This window comes from Nocardioides lijunqiniae (genome assembly GCF_015024225.1).
GTDB lineage: Bacteria > Actinomycetota > Actinomycetes > Propionibacteriales > Nocardioidaceae > Nocardioides > Nocardioides lijunqiniae.
In genome coordinates, this window is sequence record NZ_JACJGM010000020.1 from 59,109 (window position 1) to 75,547 (window position 16,439).

The 16,439-nt window shown below is 73.4% G+C and carries 18 protein-coding genes; 7 read left to right on the top strand and 11 right to left on the bottom strand.

The genetic code is table 11. From position 1 onward, the window contains the following. Window positions 1-32: 32 nt before the first annotated feature. The 5 genes from IRQ30_RS13470 to cysS form a co-directional block, all read right to left on the bottom strand. On the bottom strand, window positions 33-1,196 hold the full coding sequence (locus IRQ30_RS13470) for a sulfotransferase family protein (protein ID WP_193613395.1): 1,164 nt from the start codon (window positions 1,194-1,196) through the stop codon (window positions 33-35). Further along, a complete protein-coding gene (locus tag IRQ30_RS13475; RefSeq protein WP_193613397.1) occupies window positions 1,193-2,236 on the bottom strand; it encodes a zinc-binding dehydrogenase in 1,044 nt (347 codons plus the stop codon). The genes IRQ30_RS13470 and IRQ30_RS13475 overlap by 4 nt, the downstream gene beginning before the upstream one ends. A gap of 63 nt (window positions 2,237-2,299) precedes the next feature. Next, a complete protein-coding gene (locus IRQ30_RS13480) occupies window positions 2,300-2,926 on the bottom strand; it encodes a TetR/AcrR family transcriptional regulator (RefSeq protein ID WP_193610572.1) in 627 nt (208 codons plus the stop codon). 87 nt (window positions 2,927-3,013) lie between these two features. After that, complete coding sequence (gene rlmB / locus IRQ30_RS13485; RefSeq protein ID WP_193610571.1) at window positions 3,014-3,970, bottom strand: 23S rRNA (guanosine(2251)-2'-O)-methyltransferase RlmB; 957 nt, start codon at window positions 3,968-3,970, stop codon at window positions 3,014-3,016. Then, window positions 3,970-5,364, bottom strand: coding sequence for a cysteine--tRNA ligase (gene cysS, locus IRQ30_RS13490; RefSeq protein ID WP_193613399.1), 1,395 nt, complete (start codon window positions 5,362-5,364; stop codon window positions 3,970-3,972). Before cysS ends, rlmB begins: the two co-directional genes overlap by 1 nt. A 107-nt stretch (window positions 5,365-5,471) precedes the next feature. Here cysS and IRQ30_RS13495 point away from each other — a divergent pair, with 107 nt between their 5' ends. Beyond that, a complete protein-coding gene (locus IRQ30_RS13495; RefSeq protein WP_193610569.1) occupies window positions 5,472-6,749 on the top strand; it encodes a C39 family peptidase in 1,278 nt (425 codons plus the stop codon). A gap of 67 nt (window positions 6,750-6,816) precedes the next feature. On the opposite strand, the gene IRQ30_RS13500 is transcribed toward IRQ30_RS13495, so the two are convergent. Next, entirely contained in the window at window positions 6,817-7,554 is a 738-nt protein-coding gene (locus IRQ30_RS13500) for an SDR family oxidoreductase (protein WP_193613400.1), read from the bottom strand. Next, entirely contained in the window at window positions 7,551-9,128 is a 1,578-nt protein-coding gene (locus IRQ30_RS13505) for a molybdopterin-dependent oxidoreductase (RefSeq protein WP_193613402.1), read from the bottom strand. Before IRQ30_RS13505 ends, IRQ30_RS13500 begins: the two co-directional genes overlap by 4 nt. Window positions 9,129-9,160: 32 nt before the next feature. Between IRQ30_RS13505 and ispF the strand changes: the two genes are divergently transcribed. Continuing rightward, window positions 9,161-9,643, top strand: coding sequence for a 2-C-methyl-D-erythritol 2,4-cyclodiphosphate synthase (gene ispF, locus IRQ30_RS13510; protein ID WP_193610567.1), 483 nt, complete (start codon window positions 9,161-9,163; stop codon window positions 9,641-9,643). Between the two features lie 19 nt (window positions 9,644-9,662). On the opposite strand, the gene IRQ30_RS13515 is transcribed toward ispF, so the two are convergent. Then, entirely contained in the window at window positions 9,663-10,367 is a 705-nt protein-coding gene (locus IRQ30_RS13515) for an FCD domain-containing protein (protein ID WP_193613404.1), read from the bottom strand. A gap of 94 nt (window positions 10,368-10,461) precedes the next feature. Here IRQ30_RS13515 and IRQ30_RS13520 point away from each other — a divergent pair, with 94 nt between their 5' ends. Both IRQ30_RS13520 and IRQ30_RS13525 read left to right on the top strand, forming a co-directional pair. Further along, window positions 10,462-10,989, top strand: coding sequence for a gluconokinase (locus IRQ30_RS13520; RefSeq protein WP_227467554.1), 528 nt, complete (start codon window positions 10,462-10,464; stop codon window positions 10,987-10,989). After that, window positions 10,989-12,377: a GntT/GntP/DsdX family permease gene (locus IRQ30_RS13525; RefSeq protein ID WP_193613406.1), complete on the top strand. Its 1,389-nt coding sequence runs from the start codon at window positions 10,989-10,991 to the stop codon at window positions 12,375-12,377. The genes IRQ30_RS13520 and IRQ30_RS13525 overlap by 1 nt, the downstream gene beginning before the upstream one ends. Before the next feature lie 125 nt (window positions 12,378-12,502). On the opposite strand, the gene nirD is transcribed toward IRQ30_RS13525, so the two are convergent. Then, complete coding sequence (nirD, locus tag IRQ30_RS13530; RefSeq protein WP_193613408.1) at window positions 12,503-12,865, bottom strand: nitrite reductase small subunit NirD; 363 nt, start codon at window positions 12,863-12,865, stop codon at window positions 12,503-12,505. A 118-nt stretch (window positions 12,866-12,983) separates the two neighbouring features. On the opposite strand from nirD, the gene IRQ30_RS13535 reads away from it, so the two are divergent. Both IRQ30_RS13535 and IRQ30_RS13540 read left to right on the top strand, forming a co-directional pair. Continuing rightward, the gene (locus IRQ30_RS13535; RefSeq protein WP_193613410.1) at window positions 12,984-13,406 is read left to right on the top strand and encodes a hypothetical protein; all 423 of its coding nucleotides are present in this window, start codon (window positions 12,984-12,986) and stop codon (window positions 13,404-13,406) included. 10 nt (window positions 13,407-13,416) lie between these two features. Further along, window positions 13,417-14,097 carry a 2-C-methyl-D-erythritol 4-phosphate cytidylyltransferase gene (locus tag IRQ30_RS13540; RefSeq protein WP_193613412.1) on the top strand — a complete coding sequence of 227 codons (681 nt, stop codon included), beginning with the start codon at window positions 13,417-13,419 and terminating at the stop codon, window positions 14,095-14,097. On the opposite strand, the gene IRQ30_RS13545 is transcribed toward IRQ30_RS13540, so the two are convergent. Together IRQ30_RS13545 and IRQ30_RS13550 are read right to left on the bottom strand one after the other, a co-directional pair. After that, window positions 14,081-14,653: a 2-C-methyl-D-erythritol 4-phosphate cytidylyltransferase gene (locus IRQ30_RS13545; RefSeq protein ID WP_193613414.1), complete on the bottom strand. Its 573-nt coding sequence runs from the start codon at window positions 14,651-14,653 to the stop codon at window positions 14,081-14,083. The genes IRQ30_RS13540 and IRQ30_RS13545 overlap by 17 nt on opposite strands. 80 nt (window positions 14,654-14,733) lie before the next feature. Next, the gene (locus IRQ30_RS13550) at window positions 14,734-15,219 is read right to left on the bottom strand and encodes a CarD family transcriptional regulator (protein WP_134739844.1); all 486 of its coding nucleotides are present in this window, start codon (window positions 15,217-15,219) and stop codon (window positions 14,734-14,736) included. A 220-nt stretch (window positions 15,220-15,439) separates the two neighbouring features. On the opposite strand from IRQ30_RS13550, the gene IRQ30_RS13555 reads away from it, so the two are divergent. Next, the gene (locus tag IRQ30_RS13555) at window positions 15,440-16,384 is read left to right on the top strand and encodes a UbiA family prenyltransferase (protein ID WP_193613416.1); all 945 of its coding nucleotides are present in this window, start codon (window positions 15,440-15,442) and stop codon (window positions 16,382-16,384) included. The last annotated feature ends 55 nt before the right edge of the window (window positions 16,385-16,439 follow it).

Below are 16,439 nucleotides of genomic sequence, written 5' to 3' on the forward strand. Positions count from 1 at the left end.
CACCCTATGACCGCGCCATGAGAGGTCCGTCGTCAGCCGGTGACCGCCTCGGGACGCTCGGGCTCGACGCCGTAGCGCTCGGAGTAGCCCGCGAACCGCTCCCGCAGCGCGCCCTCGTCGAGGCCGTACTGCGCCACGTCGTAGGCGTGCGCGCCGAAGGCGCCGCGCGGGCGGTCGGCCACCGACGCGGCCATCGCGTCGAAGGCGCCCGCGCCCGGCTCGAGGCCGAGCGCGGCGTAGAGCGACTCGACGGTGCCGACGGGGTCGCGCGCCAGGTCGGCGTACTGGACGTCGAGGATCGCGTGCTCCGGGCGACGGGCCCGGAAGTCGTCGATGCGGGCGACGGACTCCTCCAGGGTGTCGGTCCAGTGAGCGGCGATGTAGTCGCGGTGGTCGGCGTCGGAGAACGTGCTGGACATGGTCGAGATCAGGCTGCACACCGAGCCGGTCAGCACCACCGGGTCCCGGTGCAGCAGCACCAGCCGCGCGTCGGGGTAGGTGTCGACGAGCGCGTCGAGGGCCAGGGCGTGGTGCGGGCTCTTCAGCGTCCAGCGTCCGCGCACTCCCCCGCTCTGCAGCACCTGGAGCACGGTGCGGTGGTAGGCGTAGGCCGGGGCGTTGTCGGCCGCGCGCCACCAGGCGCCGTACGACGGGACGTTGGCGATCGCCTCCCAGGAGATGCTCTGGAAGGCCTGGCCCATCACCGCGATGCACTCGGTGGCGTCGGCCGCGCCCTCGTGGTGGATCTTGCTGATCTCGGGGTTGAGCATCTCGAGCATGTCGACGCCGCCCTGGGCGGCCTCGACGCGCGGTCCGCTGCGCCGCTCCTCGGGAGCCGGCGGCGGCACCGAGTCGCCCGACTCCCACGCGAGCAGCGCGCGGTTGGCGGGGTCGCGGTCGAGCAGGTTCGACAGGAACGTCGTGCCGGCGCGGAACATGCCGATCACCACCACCGGCGCCTCGATGCGCTCGTCGAGCACCTCGGGGTGGCGCCGTGTCCAGTCGACGACCTTGAGCCGGTTGGTGAGGGCGGCGACGACCGCCGGCCCGAGAGCCACACCGCCGAGCTCGTTGAGCTGCGCCTCGTCGTCGAGCGCGGCGACGTAGTGGTCCAGGCCCGCGCGGAACGCCGGGTCCCCGAAGTCGTCCAGCCCCGTGGCCTCGCTGGCCTGGGCCATCAGCTCGTCGCTGTTCATCGCTCCTCCGTCCGGCCGAGCCGCAGGTCGGCGACCGTGCGCCCCGTCGTACGCCGTGCGGCGTGCGCCTCGAGGGCATCCGCGACGCCGTCCAGGCCGATCGTGCGCCCCACGACCGGTCGCACCCGGCCCTCGGCGACCAGCTCGAGCAGCGCCGCGTGCACCCGGGCGCCGGTGGCCGGGGGGAACGGGTTGACCCCGAATTGGCGGAACGCGCGCGGCACCTCGAGGTAGGCCAGGATCACCCCCATGACGGTCATGTTGGCCATCGACAGCTTGCGCAGGGGACGACCGGTCAGCCCGGACTCCGGGTCGTCGTTGAAGCCGACCGCGAGGTAGCGGCCGCCAAGCGCGCCGCAGGTCCACATGGTCTCGGTCTGGTCGCCCCCGATGGGGTCGAAGATGACGTCGGCGCCGCGCTCGCCGGTCTCGTCCATGACCGCGTCGAAGACGCTCTCGGTCTCCTGGTCGACCGCCCGGGCGGCGCCCAGCTCGAGGCACAGCCGGCCCTTCTCGGCCCCGCCGGCGACCGCGATGACGCGCGCCCCCGCGGCGACGGCGAGCTGGATGGCGGCGGTGCCCACGGCGCTCGCCCCGCCGCGGACCACGACCGTCTCGCCCGACCGGAGCGCGGCGCGCTCGTGGAGCGCGAGGTAGGAGACGTGGAACGGCAGGGTGAGGGCGGCGGCCGCCACGTCGTCGAGCGACGGTGGCGCGTCGAAGACGCTGCCCACCAGCGCCTTCTCGGCCAGCCCGCCCAGCGACTGCGGGCAGATCCCGACGACCCGTCGGCCGAGCCACTCCTCCATGCCCGCGCCGGCGGCCTCGACCACGCCGGCGACGTCCATGCCCAGCGTGAACGGCGGTTCGGCCATGACCGCGGCGACGCCGCCGCGGCAGCGGGCGATGTCGCCGAAGTTCAGCGAGGCGGCCGCGACGTCGACCCGCACCTCGCCCGGCCCCGGCTCCGGGACGGCGACGTCCTGGACCTCGATGGCGTCACCCGGTGACGCGTGACGGACGACGCGGACTGCGCGCATGGCCACCTTCCCCCGACCCCGACGACGGTGTCCGGGTCGCTCGGAACCTACTGAGAGGGAGTACTAGGCGTCAACGGTCGGCGCGGTCAGCATCGCGGACGCCATCAGCACCAGGTTGGCGACGAACCGGTCGGTCGGCATCTGGTGGCGGTGATTCTCGTCGGCGAGCGAGCGCACCCGTCGCGCGACGGTCCCGAGCACGAACGCCGTCATCAGCGCGAAGCGTTCGGAGCGCAGCTCGTCGTCGAGGTCGGGCAGCCGCTCGCGCAGCGTGCGGTAGACCTCGTAGCCCCCGCTCCCGGCGAGCGCGGCCTCCACCTCGGGGCTGTACGTCGAGGGGTCCTGCTCGGCGAGCTCGGCGACGATCACCAGGTAGCAGGCCTCGCTGGGCCCCCGCTCGGCCAGCTCCACCGCGGGGCGGACGATGGCCTCGACCACCGCGGCGACGTCCTGGCCCGGCCGCTCGCGCGCCTGCCGGAGCAGCTCCATCTCGCGCTCCTGGAGGAACGCGTTGTACTGCTCCAGCACCGCGACGAGGAGTCCGTCGCGCCCGCCGAAGTGGTAGTGGACGGCGCCACGGTTGCGCTGTCCCGCCTGCCGGGTGATCTCGACGAGCGAGGCCGACTGGATGCCCTGGTCGGCGAAGCCCTTCGTCGCCGCCTCCACGAGTCGCTGCCGAGTGGTCACCATCACCGCAGCGTAGGGCCTTACGCTGTCAGCCGCCTCAATCCACGGTCAAGTTTTCCGCAAGGCTGCCCGGCCGTGTGACGCGCTCCGTCAGGCGCGCGCCTGCGCGATGGCGTAGAGCGCGACGGAGGCGGCCACACCCGCGTTGAGCGACTCCACGTTGTTGGCCATCGGGATCGACAGCAGCTGGTCGCACGTCTCGCTCACCAGCCGCGAGAGACCGTCGCCCTCGGAGCCCACCACGAGCACCAGGGGCCCGTCGGCCAGGTCGAGGTCGGGCAGCGAGACGTCGCCGTCGGCCGCGAGCCCGACGACCATGCAGCCGGCGTCCTGGAAGGCCTTGAGCTGGCGGACCAGGTTGACGGTCTGCGCGACCGGGATGCGCGCGGCCGCGCCGGCGCTGGACTTCCACGCCGACGCGGTCATGCCGGCGGCGCGGCGCTCGGGGATGACCACGCCGTGCGCGCCGAAGCCGGCCGCGCTGCGGATGACCGCACCGAGGTTGCGCGGGTCGGTCACCGAGTCGAGCGCCACGATCAGCGGCGGCTCGTGGTTGGCCGCGGCCAGGTCGAGGAGGTCGTCGGGGTGGGCGTACTCGAACGTGGGGATCCGCGCCGCGAGGCCCTGGTGGACCGCGCCGCTCGTCATCCGGTCGAGCTCGCCCTTGCTCACCTCGAGGAGGTTGAGACCGCGCTCGGCGCAGATCGCGAAGACCTCGCGCAGCCGGCCGTCGCGCTCCGCGCCCTCGGCGACGTAGACGGCGGTGACGGGGACGTTCTCGCGCAGCGCCTCGACGACCGAGTTGCGCCCGGCCATCCACTCGGCGTCAGTGGTCTTCTTCCGCTGCCTGCTCGCGTTGCTGCCCGTGCGCCCGCCGGTGCTCTTGGCCTTCTGGTCGGCCTTGTAGGCCTTGTGGTACTCGCGCTCCTTGGCCTTCGGCGTCGGGCCGCGGCCCTCGAGGCCGCGCTTGACCCGCCCACCGGACCCGGCGGTCGGCTTCTTGCTGGTCTTGCGGATCGCGCCCTTGCGGCTCGAATTACCTGGCATTACAACGTCCACCTTGCTCCGGCAGGGGTGTCCTCGATCTCGATCCCCGCTGCCTTGATCTGGTCGCGGATGGCGTCCGCGCGCGCGAAGTCCTTGTCGGCCCGGGCCTGGGCGCGCTGCTCCAGCAGCCCGGCGACCAGGGCGTCGACGGCCCCCGAGAGCTGGGTCAGCCGGGCGTCGTCGCCGGAGCCTCCCCACGCCGGGTCGTCGGGGTGCAGGCCGAGCACGTCCAGCATCGCGAGGACGTCGGCCACCTGGGCCGAGGCGCCGTCGCCCGCGGCCAGCAGCCGGTTGCCCTCGCGGACGGTGTCGTAGAGGACCGCGACGGCCGCCGGCGTACCGAGGTCGTCGTCCATGGCCGTCACGAACGCCTCGGGCAGGTCGCCTTGCTCGCCAACGGGCGCGCGGTCGAGGAAGCCCTCGATGCGGCGGAAGCCGGCGGCGGCCTCGTCGAGGGCCTCGAAGCTGAACTCGACGTGGGAGCGGTAGTGGGCCATGAGGAGGTAGAAGCGCAGCTCGATGCCGCGGTAGCTCTCGAGCACCGCCGGGATCGTGAGCGAGTTGCCGAGCGACTTGCTCATCTTCTCGCCGGCGGTGGTGATCCAGGCGTTGTGCATCCAGTACGACGCGAAGGGGCGGCCGGCCGCGCGGGACTGCGCCTGCTCGTTCTCGTGGTGGGGGAAGCGCAGGTCGACGCCGCCGCCGTGGATGTCGAAGGCGGGGCCGAGGTACTTGCCAGCCATGGCCGAGCACTCGATGTGCCAGCCGGGGCGGCCGGGGCCCCAGGGCGAGGGCCACGCGGCGGTGGCCGGCTCGCTGTCCTTCTTCCAGCCCTTCCACAGGGCGAAGTCGCGAGGGTCCCGCTTGCCGCGGGGGTCGGCGTCGGAGGCGGCCTCCATGTCGTCGATGCCCTGACGGGTCAGCTCGCCGTAGGACGGCCACGAGCGGACGTCGAAGTAGACGTCGCCCGACCCGTCCTCCGCGGCGTAGGCGTGACCCTTGGCGATCAGCTCGCCGATCAGCTCGACCATCTCGGGCACGTGGCCCGTGGCGCCCGGCTCGTACGTCGGCGGCGCGACGTTGAGCGCGGCGTAGGCGCGGTCGAGCTCGCGGTGCATCGCGTAGGCGAGGTTGTACCAGGGGCGACCCTGCTCGGCGGCCTTGGTGAGGATCTTGTCGTCGATGTCGGTGACGTTGCGGATGAAGGTCACGTCGAGCCCGCGGTGCCGCAGCCAGCGCTGCAGGACGTCGAAGACCACGCCGGAGCGGACGTGTCCGACGTGCGGCTCGCTCTGCACGGTGAGCCCGCAGAGGTAGAGACCCGCCTTCCCCTCCTCGAGGGGGACGAAGTCACGGACCTCGCGGGTCGCGGTGTCATAGAGCCGGAACGTCACCTGCCAAGTCTAGGAGCCAGGCGTCCCGAGCCCCGCATCGAGCGGTCAGGCGGCGGCCCGCGATCACGCCTGTGACAGGAGTGACGGATGTGACCTATCGTGGGCAGGTGCGCCTGCCCTTCCCCGCCCTGCTCGCCGCCACCGCCGCCTCCGGTCTCGCCGTGGCCCTCTGCGCGCCGCTCGTCCCGGCCACCGGGGCCGCGACGTCGGCTCCGGCCGCCGCGAGCGCCCCGCGCTCGATCGCCTACACGCAGTGGGACACCGCCCCGCAGCTGCGCACCGGCACGGTGAAGGGCACCCGCGTCATCAAGGGCGGTCGCGTGGCCGTCACGCCGACCGCGGCCGGGCGCCGTACCTATGCGAAGCGGACCTACCAGGTCGGCCGCTGGACCTCCCCCTGGACCCGGACGTCGTTCGGGCTGACCGAGCTGATCGCCTCGTGGAAGGCCACCACCCCGGGCAACAGCTGGGTCGAGATCGAGGTCCGCGGGCGCACCAAGGCCGGTGCGACCTCGAGCTACGACGTGCTGGGCCGCTGGACCTCCGGCGACGCCCACACCAAGCGGCAGACGGTCTCGGGCCAGAAGGACGACCTCGCCCGGGTCTCGGTCGACACCTGGCGCAGCAACGCCGCCGCCGGCCTCACGTCCTGGCAGCTGCGGGTCTCGCTGATGCGCCTGCCCGGCAAGGCCAGCCCGACCCTCGACACCGTCGGCGCCGTGGCGTCGCGACTGCCCTCGGGCGCCGTGGTCGAGTCGACCCCCGGCGTCGCCCGCGGGAAGGTGCTCGACGTCCCGCGCTACTCGCAGATGATCCACCGCGGCCACTACCCGCAGTGGGGCAACGGCGGCGAGGCCTGGTGCTCGCCGACCTCCACCTCGATGGTGCTCGGCTACTACCGCAGGCTGCCACGCCCGGCGCGCTACTCCTACGTGCCCTCCGACCACGTCGACCCCTGGGTCGACCACGCGGCGCGGATGACCTACGACCACGCCTACCAGGGCACCGGCAACTGGCCCTTCAACACCGCCTACGCCGCCGGCCTGAGCGGTCACGCCTTCGTCACCAAGCTGCGCTCCCTGCGCGAGGCCGAGCAGTTCATCGCCGCCGGCATCCCGCTGGTCGCCTCGGTCGCCTTCGGCCCCGGCGAGCTCAGCGGCGCCCCGATCTCCTCGACCGAGGGTCACCTGCTGGTGATCGTCGGGTTCACCAAGTCGGGCGACGTCGTCGTCAACGACCCGGCGGCGTCGACGCGCGCGGGCGTGCGGCGCACCTACGACCGCGGCCAGCTCGAGAACGCCTGGCTTCCCACCAGCGGCGGCACCGTCTACGTCATCACCGACGACGCCCACCCGGTCCCGGCCACGGCTCACACCAACTGGTGACGTCGCCCCCCGTGGGCTGAGGAGGGACGACGTCCCGTCTCGAGACCCCCGGGCCGTCCAGGCGACCTCAGACCGAGTAGCCGCCGTCGACGTCGAGCTTCTGGCCGGTGACGAAGCTGGCGCGGTCGGAGGCCAGGAAGCACACGGCCTCCGCGATGTCGGCGGCATCGCCGAAGCGGCGCAGCGCGATGTTGCGCCGGGTGATCTCGAGGGCCTGCTCCGACAGCTCCCCCGAGGCGATCAGCCGCGCGGCCATGCCGTCGGTGAGCATCCCCGGCCCGACGCAGTTGAGGCGCACGCCGTAGCGCCCCTCCTCCGCGGCGAGCGCGCGCACCATCGCCTCCACCGCTGCCTTGGGCGCCGACGACAGCCCGTCGCGCACCGGGAAGCGTGACGTGGCGGCGGTGGTCACGGCCACGACCGAGCCGCCGCTGCTGCGCAGGTGCGGCAGCGCCGGCTGGACGACGGAGAAGAAGCCGGCGGCATCGGCCGCCAGCTGCGTCGCCATGACGGAGGGCTCCACCGTCGACAGGTGGACCATCGGGACGTGCGGCCCGGCGGCGTGCACGAGCGTGTGGAGGCCGCCCAGGTCGGCGACGGCGCGCTCCACCACGCCGGCTCCGGCGTCGTGGTCGGCCAGGTCCAGCTCGTACGCCGGGTGGTCGCCCGCGGGACGACGCGTGCGGTAGGTGACCGCCACGGCCGAGCCGCGCTCGGCGAGCATCGTGGCGATGGCGAGCCCCAGCCCGCCGCTGCCGCCGACCACGAGCGCGCCGCCGGGGCGGCCCGCGAAGTCGGCGCTCACGCCGAGACCGAGACGTCGACGCTGTCCCAGCCGGTGGCGCCGTCGGGGAGGACGTCGCGCTCGACACCGGTCTGCACGAGGCCGTCCTTGTCGGTGGCGCGGACCTGCAGCACGTGGTCGCCGGGCTCGAGCTCGACGAGCGCCCGCCACTGCACCCAGGTGTCGACCGTCCCGGGGTCGGCGATCTCGCCGGCCTCCCACGGACCGCCGTCGACGGAGACCTCGACGCCCGCGATGCCCGTGTGCTGGGCCCACGCCACCCCGGCCACGACGACCTCGCCGGGCTCGAGCTCGGCGCCGGAGCCCGGCACGTCGATGCGCGAGGACATCTTGACCGGGCCGCGCTCGCCCCAGCCCTTGGTGGTCCAGTAGGCCTGGACGTCGGCGAACCGGGTCACCTCGAGGTCGACCACCCACTTGGTCGCGGAGACGTAGCCGTAGAGGCCCGGCACGATGGTGCGCACCGGGAAGCCGTGCTCGATCGGCAGCGGCTTGCCGTTCATGGCCAGGGCCAGCATCGCGTCGCGGTCGTCGGTGAGCGCCTCGATCGGGGTGGCGCAGGTCCAGCCGTCGTCCGAGGTCTGGAGCACCGCGTCGGCGCCGGGGCGCACGCCTGCCTCGGCGAGCAGCGTCGCGAGCCGCACGCCGCTCCACCAGGCGTTGCCGATCAGGGTGCCGCCGACGACGTTGGAGACGCAGTTGAGGGTCACCCAGGCCTCGGTCTTCTCGAAGGCGTTGAGCTCGTCGAAGGTCACCACGACCTCGCGGTCGACCATGCCGTGGATCCGGACCTGCCACTCGGTCGGGTCGATGACCGGGACCGAGATGGCGGTGTCGATGCGGTAGAAGTCGTCGGCCCTGGTCAGCCAGGGCGTGACCTCCTCGGTCCCGATGAGGGCGCGCGGAGGGACGTCGGGCGCGGTCACGCCGGGCAGCCGCAGCAGCCCGCGGATCCGCTCGACCTCGCGCCGTCCGGCGCCGACGAGCCGTCCGAGCACGCCGACGACGGCCACCGCGCCGGCCATGGTGGCGGCACCGACCAGGAAGCCGCGGCGCGACGAGTCCGGCAGCCCTGCGGGCTGGGGCCGGTCGCCCGGGTCGGTCGGGGACGTCGCGTCGGCCGCGGGGCCTGCAGCGTCCGCCGTACGCAAGGGGGAGGTGAGCAGCGTCAGGGCCAGCAGCCAGGTCACGAAGCCGACGGCGACCGGGAGCGCGTCGCTGCCGTTGGCGGTGCCCTTCGGCAGGAGCACGGCCAGGGCGCCGGTGAGGGCCAGCGCGAGCAGCACCAGCGTGGGCGCCCACGTCGAGCGCCGCGACAGGCGCCCCACGAGCGCGAACAGCCCGACGCTCAGCAGCAGGATCACCCCGACCAGCACCGGCTTGTCACGGTGTCCGAGGACGTCGATGGCGGCCTCGGCCACCGAGCCGGGCGTCAGGCGGATCACGTCCTCGGCCACGGCCACGACGGGCGACTCGCGGATGGAGAGCGCGTTGGCCGTCAGGTAGCTGGTGGCCAGCCCCGCCGCGCCGGCCAGGACCCCGGCCAGCGACCACGCCCAGCGAGTCGTCTTCACACCCTCGATTGTGGCTCAGGCATCATCGTCGGGTGAAGCAGCCCCGGATCGGCATCGGCACCGACGTCCACCGGCTCGTCCCCGGCGTCCCCCTCCACCTCGCCGGCCTGTCCTGGCCGGACGAGCCCGAGGGCCTCGAGGGCCACTCCGACGCCGACGTCGCGGCGCACGCCGCGTGCGACGCGCTCCTGTCGGCCGCAGGGCTGGGCGACCTCGGCTCCAACTTCGGCACCTCGGACCCGGCCTGGGCCGGAGCCTCGGGCGCGGCGCTGCTGGGTGAGACCGCCCGGCGGGTGCGCGCCGCCGGCTACGAGGTCGGCAACGTCGCCGTCCAGGTGATCGGCAACCGGCCGCGGCTCGGCCCGCGCCGGGCCGAGGCGGAGGCCGCGCTGTCGACGGCCCTGGCTGCGCCGGTGACGGTCTCGGCCACCACCACCGACGGCCTGGGGCTCACCGGGCGCGGGGAGGGCGTCGCCGCGATCGCGACGGCCCTGCTGCTCGCGGGGACCGACTAGCCGCTCGGGGGTGACGCCGTCACTCCCCCAGCTCCACCCGCATGGCGGACGCCGCCTCGTCGATGATCTCGCGCATGGCCGCCTCGGCCGCCGCGCAGTCCCCCTCGCGCACGGCCCGGGCGACCGCGTCGTGCAGCTCGATCGCGCGCGGGTTGGGGCGGCTGGGCATCAGCCCGTGGTGGGTGCGGCCGGCGAGGATCTCGGCGACGACGCCCGCCATCGAGCGCAGCATCTCGTTGCCGGCGGCCGCGAGCAGGGTGCGGTGGAAGACCACGTCGGCGTCGAGGTAGGCCTCGAGGTCGCCGGCGCGACCGTGGACGAGCATGTCGCTGGCCGCCGCCGCCAGCACGCTGCACTGCTCGGCGGTGGCCCGCTCGGCGGCGAGGCTGGCCGCGACCGGCTCGAAGCCGCGGCGCAGCTCCGAGAGCGACAGGAGCTGGGCGCTGCGCTCGGGGCTGTCCAGGCGCCAGCGGATCAGCAGCGGGTCGAAGACGTGCCAGTCCGACCGCGGCAGGACGGTCACGCCGACGCGGCGCCGCGAGGCGACCATGCCCATCGACTGCAGCACCCGGATGGCCTCGCGCGCGACCGGGCGCGACACGGCGTACTCGCGCGCGATGGCCTCCAGCGTCAGCACCCGCCCGGGGGCCAGGTCGTCGGTGACCAGCCGCATGCCCAGCGCGTCCAGGACGCTGCCGTGCAGGCCGGGCGAGGAGGCGGTCACGGGGTCATCCTGACAGGCGGACCCCGGAAAAAGAACTGATCTTTACCTCACTCGCCCTTGCAAAGATCAGATCATTTGCGGCAGGCTGTGGCTCATGTCACGAGACGACGGTCACAGCATCCCAGGCCCCGTGGTGGTGATGGGAGTCTCCGGATCCGGCAAGAGCACCGTCGGCGCCGCGCTGGCGCAGCGCCTGCGAGCGCCGTTCGCCGATGCCGACGACTTCCACCCGGAGGCGAACGTCGCGAAGATGACCGCCGGCCATCCGCTCGACGACGACGACCGGCGCCCCTGGCTCGAGGCCATCGGCGTCTGGCTGGCCGGCCACGAGGGCGGCGGCGTGATGACGTGCTCGGCGCTCAAGCGGGCCTACCGCGACCAGCTGCGCGACCACGCGCCGACCACGACGTTCGTGCACCTGCACGGCGAGCGCGCGGTCATCACCCGGCGCCAGGCCACCCGACCCGGCCACTTCATGCCGGCCTCGCTGCTCGACTCGCAGTTCGCGACGCTGGAGCCGCTCGAGGACGACGAGGACGGCTTCGTGGTCGACGTCGACCAGTCGGTGGACGACATCGTCGCCGAGGCCACCCGCCACCTGACCACCTCCGAGGAGAACTGATGTCCCCGACCATCGTCATGGCCGCGACCGAGCTGACCGAGCCGGTCGCCGGCGGCGGGCGCCTGGTGATCTCCGCGCTCGTCGGCATCGCGCTGATCGTCGCGCTGATCACCTTCCTCAAGGTGCACCCGTTCCTGGCCCTGATCGTCGGCGGGCTCGCGGTCGGCATCGTGGCGGGGGTGGACGTCGCCGACGTCATCACCAGCTTCACCACCGGGTTCGGCACGACCGCCGCCGGCGTCGGCATCCTGATCGCACTGGGCGCGATGTTCGCCAAGCTGCTCGCCGACTCCGGCGGCGCCGACGAGATCGTCGACGCGATCGTGGGCCGCGCCAGCACCCGGATGCTGCCGTGGGCCATGGCCGCGGTCGGCGCCCTGATCGGGCTGCCGATGTTCTTCGAGATCGGCCTGGTCCTGCTGATGCCGGTGATCTACCTGGTCGCCCGGCGCGCGCAGCTCTCGCTCGTCACCGTCGGCATCCCGGCACTGGCCGGCCTGTCGGCCATGCACGGCCTGGTGCCGCCGCACCCCGGCCCGCTGGTCGCCATCGACTCGCTCGGCGCCGACCTCGGCACCACCCTGGCGCTCGGCGTCCTGGTCGCCGTGCCCACCGTGATCGTGGCCGGCCCGCTGTTCGCCCCGATCGCCGGCCGCTGGGTGCCGGTCCCTGCGCCCGACCGCTTCGAGGCCGCCCGCGAGTCCGAGGAGATGGAGCAGCGCCCGTCGTTCCCCGTCACGCTCTTCACCGTCCTGCTGCCGGTGATGCTGATGATGGGCAAGGCCCTGGCCGACATCATCATCGACGACACCGAGAACGGCGTGCAGCGCGTGCTCGACGTCATCGGCACCCCGGTCGTCGCCCTGCTGATCGCGGTCATCGTCGCGATCTTCACCTTCGGCCGCGGCGCCGGCATGAACGGCGAGGCGGTGGCCAAGTCCATCGAGTCGTCGCTGCCCCCGATCGCCGGGATCCTGCTGATCGTGTGTGCCGGCGGTGGCTTCAAGCAGGTGCTGGTCGACACCGGCATCGGCACCAAGCTGGCCGACTGGGCCCAGGACTTCGACGTCTCGGTCATCTTCCTCGCCTGGCTGCTCGCCGTCCTGATCCGCCTGGCCACCGGCTCCGCCACGGTCGCGACCATCACCGCCTCCGCGCTCGTCGTCGGCCTCGCCGAGGGCCTCAGCCAGGGCGAGACCTCGCTGGTCGTGCTCGCCGTCGGCGCCGGCTCGGTGTTCTTCTCCCACGTCAACGACGCCGGCTTCTGGCTGGTGAAGGAGTACTTCGGCATCTCCGTCGGGCAGACCATCAAGACCTGGTCGGCCATGGAGACGATCCTGTCCGTCACCGGCCTGATCTTCGTCCTGCTGCTCAACATCGTGATCTAGCGGCGCACGACCGGCCGCATGTAACACGTCGTCCACGGCACTTCCAGCCCGCTGCAGCGGGCGGGTAGTGCCGTGGACGACGTGTTACATGGGGTTGCGGACCCCGCGGACCCGGCCGATCCAGCTCAGGCGGCGTCGACCTTGCGGTGGCCGATGTGCACGACGCCGTCGACGACCTTGACGCCGTACGCCGGCACCGAGACGTGGGCGTCCTCGAGGCACTTGCCGCTGCGCAGGTCGAAGGCGTGCTTGTGGGACGGGGAGGCGACGAACGGCACCTCGCCCCGGGTCCCCACGATCCCGCGCGCGATGACCGAGGCCTTCGCGAACGGGTCGTGGTTGCCGAGGGCGTAGACGTGGTCGTCCTGCGTCCGGAAGATCGCGATCGCCTGGCCGTGCACCAGCGCCGTGACGCCGCGCTCGACCTCGAGCTCGACCACCCGGCAGACCGGCTGCCACTCCTCTGCGTAAGGGGAGCGAGGTGTCATCGCGACCTCCTTTCGTGACTCGGAACCTAGGTCGCCCGTGTGTGCCCCCTGTTTCGCCGTGTAACAGCCGTGAAAATGAATCCGCAGCGCGTCCGGCCGCGCTGGCACACTGCCTCGCATGGACACCGACCGGCCGAGCGCGCGCCGCGAGACGACGCACTTCGTGGCGTGGTGCGTCGTCGGCGCCGCCCTCGCGACCGGCGTCGCCGGCCTGCTGACGATCGGCGTCGTCGTGCTGCCGCTCGCGGTGGTGGCGGGCGCCGCGACGCTGTGGCTGGTCGGCCTCGACCGCGGTCTCGCCGGGCTGGTCTCGGGCCTCTCGGCCGCTCCCCTGCTCGTCGCCTGGGGCTCGCGCGGCGGCCCCGGCGAGGTCTGCCGCGCTCAGGCGGCGGACGCGACGTACGTGTCCTGCATCGAGGCGTGGAACCCCTGGCCGTGGCTCGCGGCCGGCGTCGTGCTGGTCGTGGTCGGGGTCGCCGTCTTCGCCGCCGTCGGACGTGGCCGCGTCACCCGTGGCGTCGGCGCGGTCGCCGCTTCGTAGACTCCGGCCCGTGCCCGCCGCCGTCGTCGTCCTCGCCGCCGGGTCCGGCTCGCGCGTCGGGGCGGACGTCAACAAGGTCCTGCTGCCCCTGCGCGGGCGCCCGGTGCTCGCCTGGTCGGTCGCGGACGCGCTCGCGCTCCCCGACGTACGGCGCGTGGTGCTGGTGGTGCGCGACGGCGAGCAGGACGAGGTCGGGCAGGCGCTCGCGCCGCACCTGGGCGAGGCCGAGGTGCACCTGGTCGCCGGCGGGGAGACGCGCCACGACTCGGAGTGGGCCGCGCTGCGCGCCCTGGCGACCGACATCCACGCCGGACAGGTCGACGTGGTGGCGATCCACGACGCCGCGCGACCGCTCGCGGGGGCACCGCTCTTCGACACCGCCCTGGCCGCGGCCCGCGAGCACGGCGGCGCGATCCCCGTCGTCGCCCTCACGGGGCTCCTGCACCGCGACGGCACCCACCCCGGCGCGGCGCTCGCCGGCGTCCAGACCCCGCAGGCCTTCCGCGCTCCCGAGCTCCTGGCGGCCTACGAGCAGGCGGCCGCCGACGGCTTCCAGGGCACCGACACGGCCAGCTGCGTCGCGCGGTACGCCGCCGGGCCGGTCGCCGCCGTGGCGGGGAGCTCCCGCAACCTCAAGATCACGTTCCCCGAGGACGTCGCGCTCGCCGAGGAGCTCATCGAGGTGCGGTGAGCGCGGCGAGGACGGCGACGTCGTCCTCGCTGGAGACGCGGCGCGCGGCGGGCGGCGCGTCGGCGTACTCGACCGGGAAGCGCGCGGCCAACGCCGCGACCAGCTCGGCGAAGTCCAGGCTGGGCAGCCCGTCGAGCGCGGCCACCACCGCAGCCGGCAGCACGACCGGCGAGCACACGGCCAGCAGGCCGTCGCGGTCGACGGTCTCGCCCACGAAGCCGTCGTCGACGGTCTTGACGGTGTCGGTCACGGGGCGCACCCCGACCACGACGGCGCCGGTGTCACCCGAGCGGGCGACGCAGGCGGCGATGAACGAGGCGGGCGTCATCGGGCACAGGCTGTCGTGCAGAACGAACGGCTCGCCGGAGTCGACGAGACCGGCCCACTCCGTGCCGAGGTCGACCGGGGTCACGCCGGCGTCCCCCAGCGCCCACACCGCACAGGTCACCAGCGCCTCGCCGTGGATCAGCGCGAAGGGCAGCGACCCGCGCCCCTCCTCCACCACGGTGCCGAGGGTGGGCTGGGGGTCGGCGTCGTCGTACGGGCTGCTGGTCATGGCGCTCCCAACCTACGACGAAGGCCCCCGGCAGGAGCCGGGGGCCTTCATCGGTGCGGGTGGAGCGGGTGGAGCGTCGCTCAGGAGGCGAGGACCTCGTCGAGGATGGCCTCGGCCTTGTCCTCGTTGGTGTGCTCGGCCAGGGCCAGCTCGGAGACCAGGATCTGGCGCGCCTTGGCCAGCATCCGCTTCTCGCCGGCCGAGAGGCCGCGGTCACGCTCGCGGCGCCACAGGTCGCGCACGACCTCGGCGACCTTCATGACGTCGCCGCTGTGCAGCTTCTCCAGGTTGGCCTTGTAGCGGCGCGACCAGTTGGTCGGCTCCTCGACGTGCGCGGCACGGAGGACGTCGAACACGCGGTCGAGGCCTTCCTTGTCGACGACGTCACGCACGCCGACCAGGTCCAGGTTGCACGCGGGCACGCGCACGACCAGGTCCTGCTGGGCGACGATCCGGAGGACGAGGTACTCGCGGTCCTCGCCCTTGATGGTCCGCATCTCGATGTCCTCGATGACAGCGGCCCCGTGATTTGGGTAAACAACCGTTTCGCCGACGGTGAAAGTCATATGTGATGAACCCCTTCCTAGGTGTCCATTCTAACACGCCTCCTGGCGGACGCTTTCGACGTTTCTGCAGGTCAGAGCCCTTCCGCGGGCTTGACGAAATCGAATTCGTGTGGTGGAGCCCCTCTCCGCCTACGCCGTTGCGAGGTCGCCGCGGCGACGAAGTCGAGGCGATCTGGTGCGTTTGCCGCTCCCTCGTCGCGACGTGACCGATACTGCACGGATGGCCAAGACGCAGCGCTGGAGGCGACGCAGCCCCGCCGAGGAGAGCGCGGTCGACGCGACCGTCGAGACCGCCGTCGAGGAGCCCCAGGAGGGCGCGACCCTCACTGAGACCAAGGCGGCCGAGAAGGGCGCAGCGAGTGCGGAGGCCACCAAGGACGCCGCAGACGCCGAAGCCGAGGACGTCGAGGACCCCGAGGACGTCGAGGAGCCCGCGGCGCCGCGCACCGGCCGACCGCGCCTCACCCAGCGGGCGCCGCTGACCCTCATCCAGGCCGCGCACCCCCGCCAGGCCGTGCTGACCGCCGCGTTCGTCGCCGTCGCGGCCGCCCTGTCGGGCCGGGCGGCGCGCGAGGTCGCGGTGGTGGCGGCCACCGTCCTGGTCGGCCAGGCCATCCTGGGCTGGCACAACGACCTCACCGACCGCCGCCGCGACGCGCGCCACGAGACGCCGGGCAAGCCGGTCGCCCAGGGCCACCTCGACCCCGGGACCGCGTGGTTCGCCCTCACCTGCGGCGTCCTGCTGGTCGTCCCGCTCTCGATCACCTCCGGCGTCACCGCGGGCGGCGTCTACCTGCTCTCCCTCGTGGTGGGCCTGCTCGGCAACGTCGCCCTGCGGCAGGGGCTCCTCTCCTGGCTGCCGTGGGCGCTCTCCTACGGCCTGCTGCCGGCGTACCTGTCGTACGGCGGGTGGGGCGGCGAGTTCCGCGGCGACGCCCCCAACCCGGTCCTGACGCTGCTCTTCGCGCTGCTCGGCGTCGGCGTGCACTTCCTGCGCGCCCTGTGGGGCCTGGTGCCCGACCACGAGGACGGCTGGACCTACCTCCCGCTCCGGCTCGGCCTCAAGCTCGGCGCCACCCGGCTGCTGGTCCTCGCGGGGGTCTACAGCTCGCTCGTGCTGGTCCTGATCGCCTTCACGGGCAGCTACTCCGGCCTGGCCCGCTGACCGGCCGGTCCGGGCGCGGGACGGGGCACTAGGCTGAGGGCATCATCGCCGTGCG

What these genes read in the sequence shown, in the direction of transcription:
- nirD (WP_193613408.1), bottom strand. Translation starts at nt 12,865, where the DNA reads ATGACACCTCGCTCCCCTTACGCAGAGGAGTGGCAGCCGGTCTGCCGG.
- rlmB (WP_193610571.1), bottom strand. Translation starts at nt 3,970, where the DNA reads ATGCCAGGTAATTCGAGCCGCAAGGGCGCGATCCGCAAGACCAGCAAG.
- IRQ30_RS13520 (WP_227467554.1), top strand. Translation starts at nt 10,462, where the DNA reads ATGTCACGAGACGACGGTCACAGCATCCCAGGCCCCGTGGTGGTGATG.
- IRQ30_RS13480 (WP_193610572.1), bottom strand. Translation starts at nt 2,926, where the DNA reads ATGGTGACCACTCGGCAGCGACTCGTGGAGGCGGCGACGAAGGGCTTC.
- IRQ30_RS13475 (WP_193613397.1), bottom strand. Translation starts at nt 2,236, where the DNA reads ATGCGCGCAGTCCGCGTCGTCCGTCACGCGTCACCGGGTGACGCCATC.
- IRQ30_RS13470 (WP_193613395.1), bottom strand. Translation starts at nt 1,196, where the DNA reads ATGAACAGCGACGAGCTGATGGCCCAGGCCAGCGAGGCCACGGGGCTG.
- IRQ30_RS13535 (WP_193613410.1), top strand. Translation starts at nt 12,984, where the DNA reads ATGGACACCGACCGGCCGAGCGCGCGCCGCGAGACGACGCACTTCGTG.
- IRQ30_RS13555 (WP_193613416.1), top strand. Translation starts at nt 15,440, where the DNA reads ATGGCCAAGACGCAGCGCTGGAGGCGACGCAGCCCCGCCGAGGAGAGC.
- IRQ30_RS13525 (WP_193613406.1), top strand. Translation starts at nt 10,989, where the DNA reads ATGTCCCCGACCATCGTCATGGCCGCGACCGAGCTGACCGAGCCGGTC.
- IRQ30_RS13550 (WP_134739844.1), bottom strand. Translation starts at nt 15,219, where the DNA reads ATGACTTTCACCGTCGGCGAAACGGTTGTTTACCCAAATCACGGGGCC.
- IRQ30_RS13545 (WP_193613414.1), bottom strand. Translation starts at nt 14,653, where the DNA reads ATGACCAGCAGCCCGTACGACGACGCCGACCCCCAGCCCACCCTCGGC.